20 protein-coding genes are annotated in these 20,873 nt (G+C 50.6%); 1 reads left to right on the forward strand and 19 read right to left on the reverse strand.

Going from position 1 to position 20,873, the window contains the following annotated elements:
• Positions 1-48: 48 nt before the first annotated feature.
• The 6 genes from argJ to C8J48_RS14725 form a co-directional block, all read right to left on the reverse strand.
• On the reverse strand, positions 49-1,290 hold the full coding sequence (gene argJ / locus C8J48_RS14700; RefSeq protein WP_107728260.1) for a bifunctional glutamate N-acetyltransferase/amino-acid acetyltransferase ArgJ: 1,242 nt from the start codon (positions 1,288-1,290) through the stop codon (positions 49-51).
• Positions 1,291-1,344: 54 nt separating this feature from the next.
• Positions 1,345-2,379, reverse strand: coding sequence for an N-acetyl-gamma-glutamyl-phosphate reductase (gene argC / locus C8J48_RS14705; protein WP_107727997.1), 1,035 nt, complete (start codon positions 2,377-2,379; stop codon positions 1,345-1,347).
• Between the two features lie 465 nt (positions 2,380-2,844).
• Positions 2,845-3,207, reverse strand: a complete 363-nt coding sequence (locus C8J48_RS14710; RefSeq protein ID WP_170105580.1) for a c-type cytochrome — start codon at positions 3,205-3,207, stop codon at positions 2,845-2,847.
• Between the two features lie 152 nt (positions 3,208-3,359).
• Positions 3,360-3,887, reverse strand: a complete 528-nt coding sequence (locus C8J48_RS14715) for a hypothetical protein (RefSeq protein ID WP_107727999.1) — start codon at positions 3,885-3,887, stop codon at positions 3,360-3,362.
• 172 nt (positions 3,888-4,059) lie between these two features.
• Positions 4,060-4,845 carry an enoyl-CoA hydratase/isomerase family protein gene (locus C8J48_RS14720; RefSeq protein ID WP_107728000.1) on the reverse strand — a complete coding sequence of 262 codons (786 nt, stop codon included), beginning with the start codon at positions 4,843-4,845 and terminating at the stop codon, positions 4,060-4,062.
• 135 nt (positions 4,846-4,980) lie between these two features.
• Complete coding sequence (locus C8J48_RS14725) at positions 4,981-6,120, reverse strand: conserved virulence factor C family protein (protein ID WP_107728001.1); 1,140 nt, start codon at positions 6,118-6,120, stop codon at positions 4,981-4,983.
• 304 nt (positions 6,121-6,424) lie between these two features.
• Here C8J48_RS14725 and C8J48_RS14730 point away from each other — a divergent pair, with 304 nt between their 5' ends.
• Positions 6,425-7,198 (forward strand): YwqG family protein, encoded by a 774-nt coding sequence (locus tag C8J48_RS14730; protein WP_107728002.1) that lies wholly within the window; start codon positions 6,425-6,427, stop codon positions 7,196-7,198.
• Positions 7,199-7,296: 98 nt separating this feature from the next.
• Here C8J48_RS14730 and C8J48_RS14735 read toward each other — a convergent pair whose 3' ends face one another.
• From C8J48_RS14735 to metK, 13 genes are all read right to left on the reverse strand, one after another.
• On the reverse strand, positions 7,297-7,722 hold the full coding sequence (locus tag C8J48_RS14735) for a hypothetical protein (RefSeq protein WP_107728003.1): 426 nt from the start codon (positions 7,720-7,722) through the stop codon (positions 7,297-7,299).
• A 200-nt stretch (positions 7,723-7,922) separates the two neighbouring features.
• Positions 7,923-9,027 (reverse strand): peptide chain release factor 2 gene (gene prfB / locus C8J48_RS14740; protein ID WP_107728004.1). Its coding sequence is split into 2 segments (ribosomal slippage): positions 7,923-8,954 and positions 8,956-9,027, totalling 1,104 coding nucleotides; the frame shifts between segments, so codons are not numbered across the junction.
• Between the two features lie 279 nt (positions 9,028-9,306).
• On the reverse strand, positions 9,307-11,844 hold the full coding sequence (gene secA / locus C8J48_RS14745; protein WP_107728005.1) for a preprotein translocase subunit SecA: 2,538 nt from the start codon (positions 11,842-11,844) through the stop codon (positions 9,307-9,309).
• Positions 11,845-12,046: 202 nt separating this feature from the next.
• On the reverse strand, positions 12,047-12,604 hold the full coding sequence (gene hpf, locus C8J48_RS14750) for a ribosome hibernation-promoting factor, HPF/YfiA family (protein ID WP_107728006.1): 558 nt from the start codon (positions 12,602-12,604) through the stop codon (positions 12,047-12,049).
• A gap of 174 nt (positions 12,605-12,778) precedes the next feature.
• Entirely contained in the window at positions 12,779-12,979 is a 201-nt protein-coding gene (locus tag C8J48_RS14755; RefSeq protein WP_107728007.1) for a cold shock domain-containing protein, read from the reverse strand.
• Between the two features lie 143 nt (positions 12,980-13,122).
• The gene (locus C8J48_RS14760) at positions 13,123-13,845 is read right to left on the reverse strand and encodes an amino acid ABC transporter ATP-binding protein (RefSeq protein WP_107728008.1); all 723 of its coding nucleotides are present in this window, start codon (positions 13,843-13,845) and stop codon (positions 13,123-13,125) included.
• A 5-nt stretch (positions 13,846-13,850) separates the two neighbouring features.
• Complete coding sequence (locus C8J48_RS14765) at positions 13,851-14,531, reverse strand: amino acid ABC transporter permease (RefSeq protein WP_107728009.1); 681 nt, start codon at positions 14,529-14,531, stop codon at positions 13,851-13,853.
• A gap of 129 nt (positions 14,532-14,660) precedes the next feature.
• Positions 14,661-15,425: a basic amino acid ABC transporter substrate-binding protein gene (locus tag C8J48_RS14770; protein WP_107728010.1), complete on the reverse strand. Its 765-nt coding sequence runs from the start codon at positions 15,423-15,425 to the stop codon at positions 14,661-14,663.
• Between the two features lie 465 nt (positions 15,426-15,890).
• Positions 15,891-16,163 carry an HU family DNA-binding protein gene (locus C8J48_RS14775; RefSeq protein WP_107728011.1) on the reverse strand — a complete coding sequence of 91 codons (273 nt, stop codon included), beginning with the start codon at positions 16,161-16,163 and terminating at the stop codon, positions 15,891-15,893.
• A gap of 324 nt (positions 16,164-16,487) precedes the next feature.
• A complete protein-coding gene (locus C8J48_RS14780; protein WP_146160511.1) occupies positions 16,488-17,195 on the reverse strand; it encodes a ComFC family protein in 708 nt (235 codons plus the stop codon).
• Between the two features lie 2 nt (positions 17,196-17,197).
• Positions 17,198-18,838, reverse strand: a complete 1,641-nt coding sequence (locus C8J48_RS14785) for a helicase-related protein (RefSeq protein ID WP_245891257.1) — start codon at positions 18,836-18,838, stop codon at positions 17,198-17,200.
• Positions 18,839-18,906: 68 nt separating this feature from the next.
• On the reverse strand, positions 18,907-19,305 hold the full coding sequence (locus C8J48_RS14790; RefSeq protein WP_107728014.1) for a hypothetical protein: 399 nt from the start codon (positions 19,303-19,305) through the stop codon (positions 18,907-18,909).
• A gap of 365 nt (positions 19,306-19,670) precedes the next feature.
• A complete protein-coding gene (gene metK, locus C8J48_RS14795) occupies positions 19,671-20,873 on the reverse strand; it encodes a methionine adenosyltransferase (protein WP_107728015.1) in 1,203 nt (400 codons plus the stop codon).

Below are 20,873 nucleotides of genomic sequence, written 5' to 3' on the forward strand. Positions count from 1 at the left end.
CACGGAAAAGGATTTCGCTTTCAAAAATCCCTTCCATCGTTACCGCCCTCATGTACGATAGCTGGCATTAATCCGGACATAATCATAGGTGAGATCACAGCCCCAAGCGGTTGCGGCAGCCGTCCCTTGATGGAGGTCCAATAAAAAGTGAACCATATCCCCAACCAACGCTTCCTTTGCCGCCTCCTCGGCATTGGGTACCGCCATTCCTCGCTGCACTAACTGATGCTCACCCACCCACAGATCGACGCGCTCAGGATCGACATAGGTTCCGCAATAGCCCAGGGCACACAACAGCCGCCCCCAGTTGGGATCCTCTCCATATACCGCTGTCTTTACCAAGCTGGATCCTACCACCGTTTTCGCCGCCTGCCGGGCTCCTTCCAAGGTTTCCGCTCCCTGCACTGTCACTTCCACCAACTTGGTCGCTCCCTCACCGTCCCGGGCAATCATTTGTGCCAGTCGTCGACTCACATCGGTAAAAGCGGATTGAAACGCTCCCCAATCCGGATGCCCTTCATCCAATGTGTCATGCCCCGCCAATCCGCTAGCCATCACTGTCACCATATCGTTGGTGCTGGAATCACCGTCAACGGTGATCATATTGAAGCTCTCATCCGTTGTTGCTTTTAACAGCCGCTGTAACACCGGTGGTTCAATGACGGCATCAGTGGTGATAAAGGCTAACATCGTCGCCATATTGGGATGAACCATACCTGAACCTTTGGCTGCCCCGGCGATCCGCACCTCTTGACCATCCACTTTTACACGGGCTTCCGCTGCCTTTGTAAAAGTGTCGGTGGTTAAGATGGCAGCGCCAAAATCCTGATCCCCCTGGGGCGAGAGCGACGCGGTCAACGGTGGAACCGCGTCAACGATCCGTTCCAACGGCAATCGCTCTCCGATTACGCCGGTGGATGTAACGCCGACGAGAGTTTCAGAAATGCCCAGGGCTTGTGCGCATGCGCGCCTCATTTCGCGGGCATCTTCCCAGCCCTGTTCACCGGTGCAGGCGTTGGCATTGCCGCTGTTGACCAATAATGCTTGCATCCGTCCGTTGGATGCAGCCAGCCCTTCACGGGTGACGCCTAACGGAGGTGCCTGAAAGGCGTTGGTGGTGTAAACCGCCGCCGCTGCTGCGGGGACATGACAATACAACAGACCCAGATCTTTGCGCTTCCGTTTAATCCCTGCATGTAAGCCCGCAGCCGCAAACCCGCGGGGGGATGTAATCATCGGCGCCGCAATCGCTTCAACCCCCAATTGATCGCTGTCCGTGATCGTGCTCATTTTTAGCCGTTCCAATTCGATTTCTCCCCTCTCTTTTAGCCGATCATCGTTTTTTTATGGAAACAGCGGATCTGCGACCAGCCCGGCGGTCTCCGGCCAACCCATGCGTATGTTCAGGTTTTGTACCGCTTGCCCCGCAGCACCCTTGACCAAATTATCGATCGCCGCAGCCACCACCACATAGCCGGTACGATCATCAACATGCAGCTGTAAATCGCAATAATTACTCCCCTGTACTTCCTTTGTCCGCGGCCAGCGGCCCTCCTCCAACAGGCGAACAAAGGGGGCCTCTTCATAGGCGGCACGCCAACGGTCACGCAAGTCCTGTGCCGTCCATCCAGCGCGGAGACGACTGTAAGCAGTAATCAGAATACCGCGGCTCATCGGCACAATTTGCGGTGTAAACAACACACGCCAATCATCACCCGTTCCCCACATTTGTAAAAACCGTTCCATCTCCGGTGTATGCTGATGAACGCCTGCCTTATAGGGAAACACATTGCCCTCCACTTCGCTGTACAAGCTGCTCAACTTCAACCCGCGACCAGCACCAGAGATCCCTGATTTTCCGTCGACCATGATTGAAGATTGATCTAAGGCACCCGCTTGCACCAGCGGCAGCAACGCCAACAAGGCGGCAGTGGGATAACAACCAGGATTGGCGATGATATCAGCTTCGGCGATAGCGGCGGCGTTCCATTCGCTCAACCCGTATTGCGCCCGCTCCAGCCACGTCGCAGCAGGAGCCTCTTTTCCGTACCATTGCTGATACTCCTCCGGCTCTAGGCGGAAATCTCCGGCTAAGTCGATCGCCACGACACCCCGTTCTACCAATGGCGGCATCTGGCGGCTACTTACTCCCGCCGGTGCGGCAAAAAAAACGGCATCCACCTGTTCTGCCAAGCGATCAGCATCCCATTCCTCCAATGTTTGATCCAGATGAGCCAAATGGGGAAACACCGCTACCAGCCGCTCCCCGGCCTGCGATGAGGAGACTAGTGAACGGATGGTCACATGCGGATGACGATTTAATATCCGTACCAACTCTCCACTCCCATAACCGGTAGCTCCCACCACGGCGACGTTCATCGTTTCCTTCCTCCCTCTTCCGTATCGGTTTCGTATCATTATACATAGGTACTAATATTTATTCAATCCATTTGTGTAAAAAAGGCCAAAAAAAGAAGCGATCCATGGATCGCGACATGGTTATTGGTCTGGATCGCGTCGATCGGAGTCTGCCTTTATCGCTTCGTTTCCCGACCTACGATTGTGCCAGTTAACCTTGCTGCAAAAGGGAACATCGGCTTCCAGATCTCCCTTTGTCGTGAAACTCGTTTCTAGATTATGCGACAAGTTCGGTCTGTGAGGCGGAACTTCTTCAAAAACAGAAAAGCTTTGAGACTCCTCCCCCACTCTCCATACAATAACCACACAAAGAACGGTCCATCGATGGAACCCCCACCGATGGACCGTTTACTTTCTATCTATAGGAATGGAAGCGAGCTTTAGACGGGGAAAAGATAAACCCTCCGCCGCCTGAAGGAACACCGCTTACTTATGCTCAGCTAACCACTCAGCCAGTACTGCCCGATTTTCGTCCGATAGTTGTTTGATCGCAGGCATACGCCCTTTTCCGTTCATGATGATCTCTTCGATCTCCTCTTGGGAGTACTTCGCCCCCACTTCTTTCAAGCCGGGACCGGAAACACCTTCCAAGTTTTGTCCGTGACAGCTCATGCAGTTGTTGTTATAGATGTTTTCCGCGGTCGTTTGCTCCACTGCACCACCGGAATCATCTTGATTGTTGTCTGCTCCTTCATCAGCCGGTGGGTTTTCCTGAACGCATGCAGCCAGCAAAAAGACCGTACCAGCCAATACTGCAACCCTTTTCCAATGGGATCCTACCATTTCCATCAATCCTTTCTGCTCTTTATTTCTCGTAAGGCTACCGTGTACACATTAGGGAGGACTGAGACTACCCTTCTTCTTATTATCATACCGAATCCATCTCGATTCCAACAAAAGAAAATCGCCGGATCATTGAACAAATCCGGCGATACTGACGGTTACTTCGATTTTCTGCCGCGACGGCTTCCCCGAGAAGGGATGGAAGTGGTAGCGAAGGGGGCTTGACCCTGTTCATCATTGGCTTCTTTGCCCGCTGCCGTTTCCTCTACTGCTTGTTCTTGTTCCTGCTCCTGTTTTTGCAAGCGTTTTTGCAAAATATCCGATCTCGGTGTCGATTCTTCTTCCGTATTTGTGTTCGTTTGAGGTGCACGATTCTGCGTTTTTTCCGCTGTCCGTAGTCTGCGACCTGCTGCCGAACCCGAACGTTGATTTAATGTTGATTGCTGTTCCGGTTGTTCCGGATCTTGTTCGGAGGGTGTCTCCTTCTTTTCCGGTCTTCTTTTCCCCAGTTTCCCCTCGTCCTCATCCGGATAATCATAGGGATCGCCAAACGCTTTCTGGAGCTCGTCCACTTCCTGGCTGCGCTTTTTACTGATTATAATATTGATCACAATAATCACAATCAATACTACGGCCACTCCCACCCAAACTGTAACCGGCATCTCTTCCAGCCGTTCAATTATCATATGTATTCTACCACCTATTCATTTTCAAAGCTGAAACTTGGAACTTCTGCCGGAAAACGCAACCCTTTGCTGAAATGCCCTTCACTAAAAGGGCTTTCTTGCTTCACTCACCCATCCCGTCGTATACCAAGTAACCCTCTTTTATCTATCCATTGCATCAAAGCAATAGCCCCTATTCGCCGCGAAAAGAAGGTTTTCGCTTCTCCAGAAATGCATTCATCCCTTCCATGCGGTCTTGTGTATGAAACAGCAGCCCAAAGGAAGAAGCCTCCAACTGCAATCCAGTCCTTAGGTCCGTCTCTATTCCCTGATTGATCGTCTGTTTAATATAGCGAAGCGCGATCGGGGCTTGTGCGGTCAGCTGGGCGGCCAATCCTTTTGCTTCCTGCAACAAGTCAGCACTCGGCACCACTTTTTGTACAATGCCCAGTTGCAATGCCGTATCGGCATCCATCCGCTCACCTGTCATGGCATAATATTTGGCGGTGTTTTTCCCCACCAGACGAACCAAACGCTGCGTTCCTCCATAGCCGGGCATCACACCTAAGTGAATTTCCGGCAATCCGAATTGTGCCCGCTCGGAAGCCAATAGAATATCCCCACTCAGGGCTAATTCAAAGCCGCCGCCGAGGGCATAGCCGTTGACAGCCATGATTACCGGAATCGGCATTTCTTCCAAACGGCTAAATAATCGCTGTCCCCAAGATGCCAACCGCTCCGCATCACTTGCCGATTGAAGCTGACGCAGTTCCGAAATGTCCGCCCCTGCCACAAACGCTTTCTCACCGGCTCCGGCGAGAATGAGAGCACCGGTCTTCTTCTGCGCTTCCACTTGATCCAATGCCTGCTCGATCTCCCGCAATGTCTCCTGATTGAGCGCATTCATCACCGTGGGTCGATTGATGGTTAAAAGTGTCCAACCATCCCCCATTTCCAGGGTAATCTGGTTAAATTCCAACCCTTCCACCTCCAGTGAGACTATCGAGTAAAGCCTTTTCAAAAAGACCGTTGCACTATTCGACAGCGAGAGGGGTAACTCCTGTTTTCATAAAGCTCTTTCGTGTCCGAAAATGTTTTGTTGTATTGCGCACGATCACTTGGTGCTATCGTGCTCATGCCGATTCGTCATTTGCCGCCAAACGGATCCGCCCGCTTCTTCCCCGCGCTCAATCCGTTCCAGGGCCATTTTGGCTTGCATCGCCACTTCAAACTCCGGGTCCTCTGCCGCCGCTCTCAGGGCTGGAACAGCCGACTCATCCCCTGTTTCATATAGAAACATGGCGGCACGCCACCGAACCAATTTACTCTTATCCGTTAACGCTTCGATCATTTGTGGAATGGCGGCAGGATCTCCGAGATCGGACAGACAATCGCCCGCAGTACGGCGAACGGTGACAGAGGCGTCTTTTAATGCATGGTAGAGCGCGGGCAAAACCGCCTTATCTTCAATCGCTCCCAGATACGCTGTCGCCAACCGTCGGATGGACGATTTGGGATCCGATAGGGCTTGGTTGAGTACAGGGAGATCCTCCAAGGTTGGATTCATCTGTTCTAAGGCCGCATATCGCTTCTTCCAATCCGATTCTTTCATCATCGCAAGGGTAACTTTTCGCCCACGGCTCTTCTCCTGTGGTGTCTCCCCCGCTTGCAGGTTAAGCGCCAACTCTGTCAATCCGGCCAAGCGCTCATCATCATAAGCAGCACTCACCTCTTGCACGACTTCTTCCCCGACCTCATCCCAATCACCGTAGCGGACACCGCGCTCTTCCCACCGCCTCTCCATTACCATATTTTCCGCTGCGGATTGCGCCTTCATCACCGCTTCAGCAAAACGGGGCGGTAATGCAAACCGGCGCTCTTCTTCCTCATTTGTCAATTTCACCTGAATCGGCAGACTGCGGAAGGTTTGCACATACACTTTTATCTCACCAAACGCTTCTTTTGTCGATCCATCATAGGTCGCATTTTCGGAGGAAACGGTTTCTTCTCCAAACACTTCTCGTACCCGCGGCAAAATTTCCTTCCAGTCGATGCGTCCATTTCGTTCCACCGCTAGAAAATCTGCCACTCGGAAAACACTCTTCACCCCGTCAATCTCCAACACCGCTTGAATAACCGTCGGAGCTTGCTCCCGATTATCCTGGGTATAAGTGATTGCTTGTGCCACTGTTTCATCCACATTGATCTTCATCGAATTGGGACTGGGTGTCGGTTCAATCGAAATAATGTTCATCATGATCCCCTTTCCATCTCATCTCTTTTTCGATCGTTCTTCGCTGGTTAGAATTTTACCACAGAAAAAGGGAGTAAACGTATAAACTCGAGATGGTGAGGGAGGGATTTTAACTCATTTGCGCCAGAAGTCTCCCGCTTCTACATGAATGACGCGTCAGACGGGGGATGGCTTTTGCCATCTTATAATTTTTACAAAAATTCCCTAAAATCATTGGGAGAGGTTCATTTAGGCCTTTGTCTTTATCTTTGATATACTTCCAGGATAGGATGTGCGTAACTCAGCGAAAAGGGAGGAGATTTTGATGACCACTGACAAACAGATTGAAGCGATTTTAGAAGAACACGGATTGTCGGAAATGAAGGAGGAGGTGTTGTCCACGTTGATTCCCTGTGTCAAACTGATCCCGGAAACGGAGACGGCTCCAGAATTAGGGTGGTCCCGCTTTGGCGGAATGCCGGATGGCCCTGTCGGGATGGATTACCCGCACCATTTGGGCAAACCCCTCCCTTTTATCGCCCAGTTTCGATTGGATGAGTGGGCCGGATTGGTACCGGATATGCCGCTTCCTCCTATGGGCATGCTGTATTTCTTTTGTGATACGGAAGCGTTATGGGGAGAAAAAAACCCCGGCAACTGGCGTGTCATTTATCACCCGACAGCAAATGATCTGACACCGGCACCTTTTCCGGAAGAGCTGCCACGGGAGGCACGCTACCCCGAATACCGGATGACCCCTATCGCCGATCGACAACTTCCCGATGTAGAACCGGTGGAAGGGATGGAAGAGGTCTATTTCGACCTGATGGACCGATTATACGATTTGGAAAAACAAGAAGGGGGAGACCACCAATCGCTAGGACACCCGCTGGAGTTAGAGGAGGATGTTTTTGCAACCTGCCGGCGAGAGTCGGGAATTGAGGAAAAAGAATGGGTGCTACTACTACAAGTGGATTCCGATGGGGAGGAACTGGAGATGGTGTGGGGAAATCACGGCATCCTCTACTTTTGCGCCCCGCAAGTCGATGTGTTGGCAGGCCGTTTTGATCGGACATGGGTCGTCCTGCAACAAGATTAACACTCCCCATGGGCTTCTTTCTAAGTATGCCCACAGGGGAACACCGAACGACAATCGCTTCATTCCCATCGATAATCGAGGTTTTTCACACCATCAAACTAATAGTGAAGCTCTCCCTTAACTGAGCCATTTTGTCCACCTTGGCGGAAGTAAAGGAAAACATGAACCGGTTGTATTCCCAACCCTTGCAGTGACACCAAAAAGGGACGCTGTTTGGTAGCCCGTACCACCTGTTGGCGCAAGATGTGGGATTTTTTATCCCATATCTCCACCACCAATACAGCCGGTTGACCATCAGGATCGACGGTTCCAAGAATACGATCGTTCTTTCCGTCAAGAACAAACGGTTCTCCTTGATTTAACGCTTCGCTCTCTCCCTCCACATGCCACACATTGGCCGCAAATGACCAACATCGTTCCTGTTTTGGGCACGGACCCTCTATCGTTACATAAGCGGCAGCGGCAGTGGAAAGGGGCAGAATCATCATCCCTAAAACCGCTAATATCACCCATACTCTAAACATTTTCGCGTAAACCTCCTTCCTGAATAAATCAATATCGATTGAGGCTGCTGACAAACCATGATAACGGAAATCGGGACCCAGGGCCCACTTTATCATCAATCTGAGATTCATCGTTTTTTGTCTTAGAATCTCAGAAAAAGAGAACAAGTATGCGAACCAAAAAGAACCCCCGGAACAAATCCGAGGGGTTCGCAAATCAATTATGCACCTAGTTGTTTGCGCAGATACGCTTCAATAAAGGAATCGAGCTCGCCGTCCACCACTGCCTGCACATTACCTACTTCCACATTGGTGCGGTGATCTTTTACCATGCTATAAGGGTGAAAAACATAGGAGCGGATCTGATTACCCCATCCGATCTCCGTCTGTTCCCCTTTTAACTCGTTCAAATGCTTCTGTTTTTCCTCCAGCTGCTTTTCCAATAGGCGCGCCTTTAGGATCTTCATGGCCCGATCCCGGTTTTTGATCTGGGATCGCTCCGACTGACACGTCACCACCACATTGGTAGGCAAGTGTGTGATCCGCACCGCTGAATCCGTGGTGTTCACATGCTGCCCACCAGCACCGCTGGAGCGGTAGGTGTCGATTTTAAGATCTTCCGTCTTAATTTCCACATCGACATCGTTATCAATCTCCGGCAAAACATTGGCAGAGACAAAGGAGGTGTGACGGCGGCCGGAAGCATCAAAGGGAGAAATGCGTACCAGACGGTGCACGCCTTTTTCCGCCTTGAGATAACCGTAGGCGTTATGCCCTTTGATCAGCAGGGTGACACTTTTGACACCCGCTTCATCCCCTGGGAGATAATCAAGGGTTTCCACTTTAAAGCCGCGCCGTTCCGCCCAACGGGTATACATACGCAGCAAAATTTCCGCCCAATCCTGGGATTCCGTTCCGCCGGCACCGGGGTGCAACTCCAGGATGGCGTTATTTTTGTCATAGGGCTCGCTTAAAAGGAGATTTAATTCAAATTGATCCAGCTTTTTCTTTAGTTCCTTTACTCCCTCGGTCGCTTCGGGGAGCATGGATTCATCATTCTCCTCGGCGATCAGCTCCGCCATCACCTGAAGCTCTTCCAAGGCTTCATTCAACTCCGCGATTCCCTGAACCAATCCTTTCAGTTGGTTATTCTCATCGATCACCTTCTGAGCCTGGTTCTGGTCGTTCCAGAAATCGGGGGCGCTCATCTGCTGTTCTAATTCAGCAATGCGGGACTCTTTGGTGGCGAGGTCAAAGAGACCCCCTGATATCCGCCAATCGCTTGGCTGTATTGGTTAACTCTTGTCGAATCTCTGCTAAGATCATCGTCTCAATCGCTCCTTTGTCAAAATCATCTTATTCAGGATAACACAAAGGTCGCCCGGCCTGAAAGACGGCGAAGATCCAGATGAGAGAAAAGGGCGCTCTGGATTAGCGCGCCCTTGCAAATAGTAATATCTCTACAATGCAGAACTGCAAAGGATGGGATTTTCCAATTCAGTCTGCTTTAAAGTATCCGCTGCTTCCCCGCCGTTGACGGCTTCCGCTAAAAAGCACAAGACACTCCGCTGTAAAATCCCTACACTGCATTATTATCGTCAACATTCAACCCGTCTGCGCCGAACGAGCGCAGCATTGCTTATATTTTTTGCCGCTGCCGCAAGGGCAAGGATCATTGCGTCCCACTTTGTCGACGTTGCGAAGCGGTTGCTTCTTTTTCTCCTCGCTACGATTGGTAGACTCACCGCTGGATGCGGTCTGCTCAGTAGCTACTTCTTCCCGTTTGATCTCATCATCGCCCACCGTCGATTTCATCACATAACGGACAACTTCTTCCTGAATTTCCTGGATCAGCTGTTGGAACATCTCATATCCTTCAAACTGGTACTCCCGCACTGGATCTGTCTGGCCGTAAGCCCGAAGGTGTATCCCTTGACGCAACTGATCCATGGCATCGATATGGTCCATCCATTTGCGGTCAACAGTACGCAGGATCACCACTTTTGAAAACTCTTGTAGACGCTCGGAACCGATCTCTTCCTCCCGCTCGTCATACGCTTGCTCCAGCTTGTCAACCAAGAGTTGCACGATTTCCTCTTGTTCCAGCCCCTGCAGTTCATCCAGTTCTAACTTTCCGTCCGGGAGCAGCGAGGTATTGGCAAAGTCGACCACCGGATCGAGATCCCATTCTTCCGGGATATCCTCATCCTGGGTGTGTACTTCCACCACCCGTTGGATCAACTCTCTCCCCATCTCCAGTACAATCTCTTTAAAGTTGTCACCGGTCAGCACTTCACGCCGTTGTTTGTAGATGATCTCCCGCTGTTGATTGAGCACATCATCGTATTGCAATACCCACCGTCGGGCGTCAAAGTTCATGCCCTCCACTTTTTTCTGGGAGTTTTCAACCACTTTACTAAACATCCGTCCTTCGACAGGGGTATCTTCATCCATTCCCAGGTTGCTCATCCAGCCTTCGATGCGCTCTCCGCCAAAGCGGCGCATCAATTCATCTTCAAAGGAGAGGAAAAACTGGGTTGATCCGGGGTCGCCTTGGCGACCGGAGCGTCCGCGCAACTGGTTATCGATGCGGCGGCTTTCGTGACGCTCGGTTCCCATGACATGCAAACCGCCGAGTTCATCCACACCCTCGCCGAGAACGATGTCCGTCCCACGACCCGCCATATTGGTTGCGATCGTGACCGCTCCCCGCTGACCGGCCTGAGCGATAATCTCCGCTTCTTTGGCGTGGTTTTTCGCATTAAGAACTTGGTGGGGGACCCCTTTTTTCTTCAGCATTTTGGACAGCAGTTCCGACTTTTCGATGGAAACCGTCCCAACGAGGACTGGCTGTCCGGTGGCGTGCCGTTTGACGATCTCATCCACTACCGCCCGCAGTTTCCCTGCTTCGGTTTTATAAAGCACATCGGTCAGATCATTTCTCACCATCGTCTGATGGGTGGGAATCTGAACGACGTTCATATTGTAGATCTTGCGGAACTCTTCTTCTTCCGTTTTAGCGGTACCGGTCATACCGGCCAAGGTGTTGTACAGGCGGAAGTAGTTTTGTAGCGTGACGGTGGCCAACGTCATGCTTTCCCGCTGTACCTTTAACCCTTCCTTTGCCTCAATCGCCTGATGTAGCCCATCACTGTAACGGCGGCCCTCCATCAAGCGGCCGGTGAAGTCATCCACGATGACAACGCCGCTTTCGTTTACCACATAATCCTGATCCCGTTTCATAATTACATGCGCTTTTAACGCTTGTTGGATGTGGTGGTTGATGTGGATATTGTTGGCATCGTACAGATTATCAATGCCCATAAACGCTTCCGCTTTATCCACACCCTGTTCGGTCAAGGTGACGTTTTTCGTCTTAATATCAACAGTGTAATCTTCTTCCGGTTTTAACCGCCGCACCATTTTGTCGGCAGCATAGTAGAGATCCGTCGCTTTATTGGCCTGACCGCTGATGATCAAAGGCGTCCGCGCCTCATCAATCAGGATGCTGTCCACTTCGTCGATGAGAGCGAAATTGAGGGGGCGTTGAGTGATCTGTTCTTTATAGAGAACCATATTGTCGCGCAGATAATCAAAGCCGAATTCATTGTTGGTGCCAAAGGTGATATCGGCCTGATATGCCTGTCGCTTCTCCTCCGGTTTCATCCCCGGAACGTTAAGACCTACCGTCAGCCCCAAAAATTCAAAGATTTGGCCCATCCACTCCCGGTCCCGCCGGACCAAATAATCGTTCACCGTCACCAGATGAACGCCTTCACCAGGAAGGGCGTTTAGATAAGCAGGCAAGGTGGAGACCAAGGTTTTCCCTTCCCCGGTTTTCATCTCGGCGATATCCCCGTTGTGAAGTGCGATCCCCCCCACCAACTGCACATAATAATGACGCATCCCCAGTACACGCTTGGCCGCTTCCCGCACCACTGCGTAGGCTTCCGGCAGAAGGTCGTCCAGATCCTCACCCTCATCCAGCCTTTGCCGGAATTCATCGGTCTTTTGTCGCAGTTGTGTATCGGAAAGCGCCGATATCGTCGGTTCCAGCGCGTCGATTTGATCCGCAATCTTATAGCAACGTTTTAGCTCCCGTTGGTTTGCATCGGGCAACATTTTTTTTAAAAGATTAAGCATCAGCCTTCATTCCTTTCGTGAAACAAGATGTTCACATATCCGGCTCGATCCGATCGATTCCAATCATTAGGTACTATCTATTAGTTTAACAAAAAACGGCGTCATATTTCACATTTTCACAAAAGAATTCAGGAAAGGTACAAAATAAGAAAGGGCAGCATTTAGCCGCCCTGGGGATACTTCTTATAACGATGAAGCAGCGTCATTCGGGTTCAATCAGACCATATCGACCGTCTTTGCGCTTGTATACCACGTTTACTGTATCGGTGGATGCATTGGAAAACACGTAAAAATTGTGTCCCAACATATCCATCTGCAAAATTGCTTCCTCAGCATCCATCGGTTTCAGGATAAACCGTTTTGTGCGGACAATTTGAAATTCCTCTTCGCTGTCATCTACTTCCAATTGTGCGGTTGCAGGGGCCGTCCCATTTCCAAGGGAACGGATCGTTCCATCCTGGCGGAACTTGCGATTCACCTTCGTTTTGTACTTCCGAATTTGGCGCTCCAGTTTTTCCACCACTTTGTCGACAGAAGCATACATATCGCTGGTGGATTCCTCGGCCCGTACCAGTATACCAGGGAAAGGGACGGTTACCTCAACCTTGTGGTTGTCTTTGTTGAGAACGCTGAGTGCGACATGAGCTTCCGTCTTATGGGTTGTATCAAAATACTTTTCCAGACGGCTCAACTTCTTTTCCACAAAACTTCGGAGCGCCTCGGTGACATCAATGTTGTTTCCTCGGATATTGTACCTCATGAAGCGAATCCCCCTTTTCGCCATCTATAAGTACCTATTCCCGCTTTACCCTCATTATCCTGCCTTCATTCATAATTCAGGTACAGAAATTATATCCATTTCAAAAAGGTTCTCTATTCCTAAACGTAAAACCCCTCCCGACCAAATGGTCGGGAGGGGTGGGAAATCGTTGGATTAGTAAGCTTTCGTTACGTTAGCAGCCTGCGGTCCACGCGGTCCGTCCACGATTTCAAATTCAACACTTTGACCTTCATCCAAGGTCTTAAAGCCTTCTTCTTGAATGGCGGAGTAGTGTACAAACACGTCTTCGCCACCTTCACGCTCGATAAACCCATAACCTTTTTCCGCGTTGAACCACTTGACTTTGCCTTGCATATGAACAATCCCTTCATAATGTGATGCACATGAAAATGACCATCTGGACCTCTTCCATGCAAAAATAATATATCACTGCCCATCAGGCAAAGTCAAGGATATTTGACTGGACTTTGGAGATTCAGTATTCCTTTATCTCCCATTTACAGCACTTTGCTCAAAAATACGCGCGTACGTTCATGACGGGGATGTTGGAATACTTCCGTCGGATTGCCTTCCTCTTGAATGACGCCGTCATCCATAAAGATCACGCGATCGCACACCTCACGCGCAAATCCCATTTCATGGGTGACCACCACCATCGTCATTCCTTCTTGCGCCAATTCCTTCATCACCGCCAGTACTTCCCCGATCATTTCCGGATCGAGAGCGGATGTGGGTTCATCAAACAGCATCACCTTAGGATCCATTGCTAAAGCCCGGGCAATCGCCACCCGTTGTTGTTGCCCCCCGGACAGCTGTTGTGGATAAGCGGTGGCTTTCTCCTCCAATCCCACCTTGGCCAACAGCGATGTCGCTTTTTCCTCCGCCTGTTGTCGACTCCATCCCCGTACCTGCACAGGTGCCAGCGCAATATTGTCAAGCACACTCATATGGGGGAAAAGGTTAAATTGCTGAAACACCATGCCCACATCGGTACGCACCTGATTGATATCCGTCGCCGGGTCCGTCAAATCGTGACCATCCACGATCACACGGCCGGATGAACAATCCTCCAACAAATTCATACAGCGAAGCAGGGTACTTTTTCCCGATCCACTGGGTCCGATGATGGAAACCACTTCTTTTTCCGCAACTGTTAGATCGATTCCCTTCAATACTTCCGTTTTACCAAACTTTTTATGTAGATTTTCTACCTGGATCATCGGATTCACCCTCTTTCCTTCGCTTCAGGACTGAATCGCTTCTCCAACCAATACACTAGTCGGGATAAGAGCAAGGTTAAAATAAAATACATAATACCCACTGTCAAATAAGGGGCCCACCGTTCCCAGGTGTTTTTGGCGGTAGTCCAAGCGGCATAGGTTAAGTCGTTGACGGCGATCATCGCCACCAAGGAAGAATCTTTTAACAACGCGATAAATTCATTGCCCAAAGGGGGCAACATCCGGCGAAACGCCTGCGGCAAGATCACATGGCGCATTGCTTGTCCATATGACATACCGAGGGAACGGGCCGCTTCCATCTGCCCTTTATCAATGGATTGAATGCCTCCGCGAAAAATCTCCGCAATATATGCACCCGCATTGAGTGAAAGGGCAACAAAACCGGAGAAAAGGGGTCCAGGCGAAATCAAGCCCATCCCTTCCCATATGGTGGGAATCAAGCCAAAATGAATAAATAAGATCTGTAACAATAACGGTGTCCCTCGAAAAATATCCACATACAGGGTGGCGGGGCGTACCAGCCACCACCTCCCGGAGAGACGCATCAAACCTAAGATCAAACCGATCACCAATCCCACGCCTACACCGACCACTGTTAACAAGATAGTGGTATAAAAACCACGTACAAATAACTCATGATATTCCAGGACGACCGACCAATCCATGATTGCACCCCTCTAGGAAAAAAGTCATATCCAATATGCTTTTAGACTTATCCACATATTTATCCACATCATCCACAACACAAATACCGGAAAAGAAGCGCAGATACACCTTCTTTTCCGGTTAAATGACTATTTCTTATCACCAAACCACTTATTATAAATTTTATCGTATGTGCCGTCATTTTGTATTTTTTCCAAACCAGAATTGATTTTATCCAGCATTTCCTGATTTCCCTTTTTCACGATGATGCCATAAAACTCAGGATCAAAGCTGTCATCTTCGATTGTCTTAAATTTCCCGCCCTCTAATTTCTTTTTCATGTAATCCTGCACAACGCCGTTATCGGCGACAACGGCATCCACACGGCCTGCGACTAAATCATCGATTGCTCCAGGCGTATCATCGTATCCACGCAACCCTTTGTAGGTTTTGCCAAAAGCTTTGGTAACGACCGCTTCACCCGTAGTAGCCGACTGAACACCGATTTTCTTTCCCTTTAGATCAGCCAGGGATTTAACATCGGCGTTTTCAGGAACCAGGATCAATTGTTTCGCTTCAAAATAAGGTTCCGAAAAATCGTATTTCTTTTTTCGATCTTCCGTAATCGTTGCCGCCGAGATTCCCATATCCATTTGACCGCGATCAATCGCCTCAAAGAGAGGGTCCCATCCCGTGTGATGAACGGAGATTTCCATCTCTTCCGCCTCCGCGATCGCCTGGATGATATCGATATCGAAGCCAACGATCTCACCATTCCCTTTTTGTGTTTCAAAGGGAGGATAAACCGCATCCGTTCCCACTTTGATCACACCGTTACCATCTGATGCCGTCCCACTGCATCCGGCGAGCAATGCGATCACTGCTAATGGAACAAACCATTGTAATATTTTCACACCAAAGCCCCCTTGATTTTTCCGTTTCTACCTTAAATCATTATACAAAAAAATTTATATATATTCGGCATGAAATAAATCCCATCAATTGGTTCTTTTCCTCCTTCAATGGTGATTGATCTATGTTTTTCGATATGGTTGTAACGATTTCCTGCCTGAGGGCTTCTTTAACCTTTATACGTCAGAAGTCTCCCACTTGTCTCTGCTCTTCCGATGGCAAGTAACCTCCGCCCCTTAGCGTTAGCGTAGACGGGAGAGGTTCATAAACAGACACTCCCCTCTGATAGAGGAGAGTGTCGAGTTTACTGACAAACCACAGTTAAAGGGAAGAAAGCCCGAGTCGGTTTGATTCGAGTATGGGAGGCAAACCCTTCGATACGTGAGAGCTTTGTTCTGATGGTAAGAAACCCCCACTTCTTACCGTTAGCGTAAGTGGGGGAGGTTCATTATGTGGGAGTGTCAGTCTCAGTTAACCGCTTCTTTCAGCTGTTTCCCTGGTTTAAACGCCGGTACACGGCTTGCTTCGATCTGGATTTCTTCCCCGGTCTGGGGATTGCGGCCGGTGCGGGCGGCCCGTTCCCTCACTTCAAAGTTGCCAAAACCGATCAAAGAAACTTTTTCGCCGTTGCGCAGCGCTTCGGAAATCGTTCCAAGAACGGTTTCCACCAAATGAGTCGATTCCTTTTTCGTTTTTCCGGTAGTCTCAGCCACTCGTTCAATCAGTTGTGATTTGTTCATCAAAAGTCACTCCTTTTATGAGTTTTTGAGTTTAGAAGATATCCACATTCCCTTTGTTGCCCATCCTGTGGCGTTGTATACCATCAAGGACAAGAAATCTCGCAAATTTGGCATGGAAGGAAGGGCGATTCGCCAATAAAACATCGCTACCATCCCCCGTTGCCACTGAAACCTCCCAATAAAACGAGCAAAAAAGGTGCTAGAGGATAATCATAGATGATAGCTGGGCTGGTGTTCAAGAGGGTCTCACGATTTTTACGTATATGTCCCCGGTGTTTTTCGCTGAGTAGCAAACTGACGGGTCACCTTAGCAACAACACTCATTCACCGTGCAAAGGTAAGGGAACGGATACGCTCAACACCGGCATCAGCCAAAGTGCGAGCACATTCCACTAAAGTAGCGCCGGTGGTATACACATCATCCACTAAAATCCACGATCCGGAAAGTGTTCTCTCATCGACAGAAGCAGACAGGCGAAAAGCCCCTTTGATCGCCGCCAATCGTTGCCCCCGACCCTTTTGGCTCTGGGAGTCGGCTTGGTGGATTCGTTGCAATAGCGAACGCTTTGGTAAACCGATCGCCTTTGCTACTACTTGCGCCAGCCGCTCCGCCTGATTAAAGCCCCGTTCATGTAATCGATCCGCATGGACGGGAACATAAGTAACTCCTGCTGCTTTCCATCCCGTTTCTAACAAGCGTTCAGCCATCATCTCTCCCAATGGTTTCGCCCACTCCTCGTTTCCTCGATATTTTAACATCCACACCAGTTCCCGCGCAAAACGATTGTATGTACAGACACTGCGGTTGGCTTCCAACGAAGTCTGCCCCCACTGTTGACAATCGCTGCAAGGGGATGAAAACGATCGCTTCATGAAACGGCCACAGCGGAGGCAACAACAATCCCGGATGGGCTTTAGCCGTGCCCGGCAATGGTCACACACCCGCCTCCATCCTCGTCCCCAGGGAACCTTAACCGCCGCCTCACAAAAACAACAAGTGGAAGGTGGAGAAAACAAGTCTATCCCTTTCATGGCTAACCCCCTTTTCCCTCCTCCAGCTCTCGATGAGCGCGTCTATTCCAAGAACGAATCACCTCCCTTGCCCGTACCATTTCCCCGGTTACCACTTTTGACACAAACCAGACTTGCCCCTCTTGGTATTCCATCGACCGTCCGACACGACCGGCAATTTGCACCAATGCAGCCGCATCGAACACCGGGTGATCGGCTCCCGCCACCAAGACATGGCAGCGCGGGACGGTTACCCCGCGTTCCAAGATTGTAGTGGTTACCAGTAAGCGCAGCGTTCCCAAGCGAAATTCTTTTACCAACCGCTTCCGTTCTTCTTCCCGCGATGAGACGAAAGCCACCCGATCCGCGGGGAGATGGAGTTGTTTTTCTAGCCAACTGATCAGCTGTCTTCCGTCTGCTATCCGCGGAACAAATACTAAGGCTTGTCCATCGGTTTGCAACACCCGTTCGACAAAGGCCTCCAACGGGGCAGTCGGCTTTCCCGCCATCATGCGGCGATACCAACCCCATGCCCGGATGATACGAGGCTCTGGCAACGGTTGACCGTGATGGCGTGCTCGTAATGTTACCACCGGCCAGTTGTGGCGCCGAAAGCTTCTTTTCCAAGAGGTGGGCGGCGTCGCCGTCACCAGAACCCGTTTGCCGTCAACCCGGCGTGCCCGCTCCAGCGATGCTTGCAGAGATGGATGTGACTGCAGGGGAAATGCATCCGCTTCATCGATGATCACCAGGGAAAAACAGCGATAAAAGCGCATAGCCTGATGTACTGTGCCGACAAACAGCTCCCCCCGGTTCCAAGTTTGGCCACTCTCCCCATGCAACGTTACGACATTGACGGTAGGGAATGCTTGAGACAGCCGATCTGCCACTTCCACGACCACATCGCGACGAGGAGCTGCCCATAGTACAGGGGCACGACGGGACAGCGCCTGTTCTAATGTTTGAAAGAGAACTTCGGTTTTACCCGCTCCGGTAACCGCCCACAACAACAAAGTGTCCGCCTTTCCCTCTTCCCACCATTGCACACATCGCCTAGATGCCGCCCGTTGAGCGCTTGACAGGGAAAAAGAGAGCTCGGCATTGACCGGGGCTCGTGCTTTCCATGGAAGCGGTTCAAATAAAAATAAGCTCATACACGATTGACTTCTCCCCATCACCAGACAACGGTCACAGTAAAAACAAATATCTTCACAGCGGGCACACACCGTTTTGCGAATGGCACCAAAACCGGAACCACACCGCAGGCACCGACGCCGAAGTGCCGACCCTGCCGTCTCCACTCCGGGCAATACACGCGCCGCACCTGTGAGCACCAACGTTCTGATTCGACGCCATCGATCTTGGGGAGGCAGCGTTTTCTGCCATTTCAGCAGAGCCAAGATCTCTTTCTCCAACAATGCCCGTCCACCCAACGCCTCTCTCCACTTATCCGCTTCCACCACCTCACGGGCCCATTGTTCCTGCGCCGACTTCACCCCTTCACCAGCAGGGATCGTCGTCTCTGGAGACGGTGTCTCGGGCAACATCCCACCCTGCCAGCGACCTTTGCGCATGCGCACTTCTTTTCCCCTGGCCAACCAGAATAATCGATCCGTCTCAACGCAAAAGGTATCATAGATTTTTCCGTCTACTTCATATTGCATCCATTCCAAACTCCCACCTCCTCTATAAAAAAGGACCCTCCCTGCCACCAGGGGGTCCGTTCGTTGTTTCATGATGATTCTGATCGCTCCAGATTTCGTAAGTCCCACACATCCGTATCTTGCTTGACGCGATCTGTATGTTGTTTTAGCTCCTGCTCCGGAACATCCTCAGGGTAGAGGCATACCTTCATCCCAGGGTAACGTTGTTCTAAACGGAGTAAGATCGGCCCCGTATCGTCCAGTGAGCCCGCATCCAGGCAGATCAAATCATCGGATTTCCCCGATACCCGGCGCCAAAAGAAGAAAGAGCGAACGATCCATTCGATGGTACCCTGGTTGTTTCGGGTAACCAATACCAGTCGACCGGAGCGCGTTCGGAGTGGAAAACAAAAAATTCGGTAAAAAAAGTATACGAACCCACCACTTCCGACGATCAGAAGGGCACCCCACAGCAACCACCATTCCATCGCCGTCATCCTCCTTTGCCTCCATTATATGCGGAGAGAAAGTAAGGGGTTCGGTAAAGCTTTTCATGCTGTTTTCTCCTTCACTTTATGGTGGAATGATTCGTTTGTCAACTGCTGCTATAGATGGAATCCAATTTCATCTGTTCAATTTTATGATGTAATTTTATAAAAAAACGCCCCTGCTAGAGGGGCGAGGCATAGACAACCGGCTACGGGGCGGTCGGGGTGGTTATCCGTCTCCGCTCCATGCGTGGCAGAGTCGCTCGACGGACAACCACCCCTCCCTTCTTTCTAACCCCTCCAATGATTTCTCACAATGAAGGAAACCGATCCACAAGATACGGCAAATCAATTTCCCCGCTTAATTACAGTCCCGCTTCCAGTTTCAGCTGATCCGCTTTATCGGTACGTTCCCAGGGAAGATCGACATCACGGCGGCCGAAGTGACCGTATGCAGCGGTTTGGCGGTAAAGCGGGCGGCGTAGATCCAATTGACGGATAATGCCTGCCGGACGCAGATCAAAATGTTTACGCACCAACGCCACCAGTTTATCCTCCTCCAACCGACCGGTATCAAAGGTATCTACCCGAATTGACACCGGTTGAGCAACCCCGATGGCATACGCCAACTGCACCTCACATTTATCCGCCAATCCGGCGGCAACAATGTTTTTAGCCACATAGCGGGCAGCATAGGCGCCAGAGCGGTCCACTTTGGTAGGATCTTTTCCGGAAAAGGCACCACCGCCGTGACGGGCATATCCACCATAGGTATCGACGATAATCTTACGACCGGTCAAGCCGGCATCCCCCATGGGGCCACCGATGACAAACCGGCCCGTCGGATTGATGAAGTATCGAGTCTCATCATCCAACATCTCTGCTGGAACCTCAGGCAAGATTACCTGTTGCTCGATATCCTGTTTAATCTGTTCCAAGGAGATCTCCTCGGAGTGTTGGGTGGAGACGACAATGGTATCGATCCGTACCGGTTTGTCTCCTTCATACTCGACGGAAACCTGGGTTTTACCGTCAGGGCGCAGGTAATCCAATGTTCCGTCCACCCGCACCTGATGTAGACGACGTGCCAAGCGATGAGCCAGGGAAATGGGCAACGGCATCAATTCAGGAGTCTCGTTGACGGCGAATCCAAACATCAACCCCTGATCACCAGCACCGATCGCCTCAATCTCTTCTTCCGTCATGCTTCCTTCCCGTTTTTCCAGGGCTTCATCCACCCCAGCGGCAATATCGGCAGACTGCTCGTCAATTGAGGTGAGAACGGCACAAGTCTCCGCATCGAAGCCATATTTGGCACGGGTATAACCGATATCCCGGATCGTATCCCGCACGATCTTAGGAATATCCACATAGCAGGTGGTGGAGATCTCCCCCGCCACTAACACCAATCCGGTGGTGACAGAGGTTTCACATGCAACCCGAGCATTGGGGTCCCGGGACAAAATTTCATCCAAAACCGCATCGGAGATCTGGTCACAAATTTTATCGGGATGTCCCGCTGTGACCGATTCCGATGTAAACAAACTGCGGCGAAGGTTTTCTGACAC

The organism is Desmospora activa DSM 45169, assembly GCF_003046315.1.
GTDB classification, from domain to species: domain Bacteria; phylum Bacillota; class Bacilli; order Thermoactinomycetales; family DSM-45169; genus Desmospora; species Desmospora activa.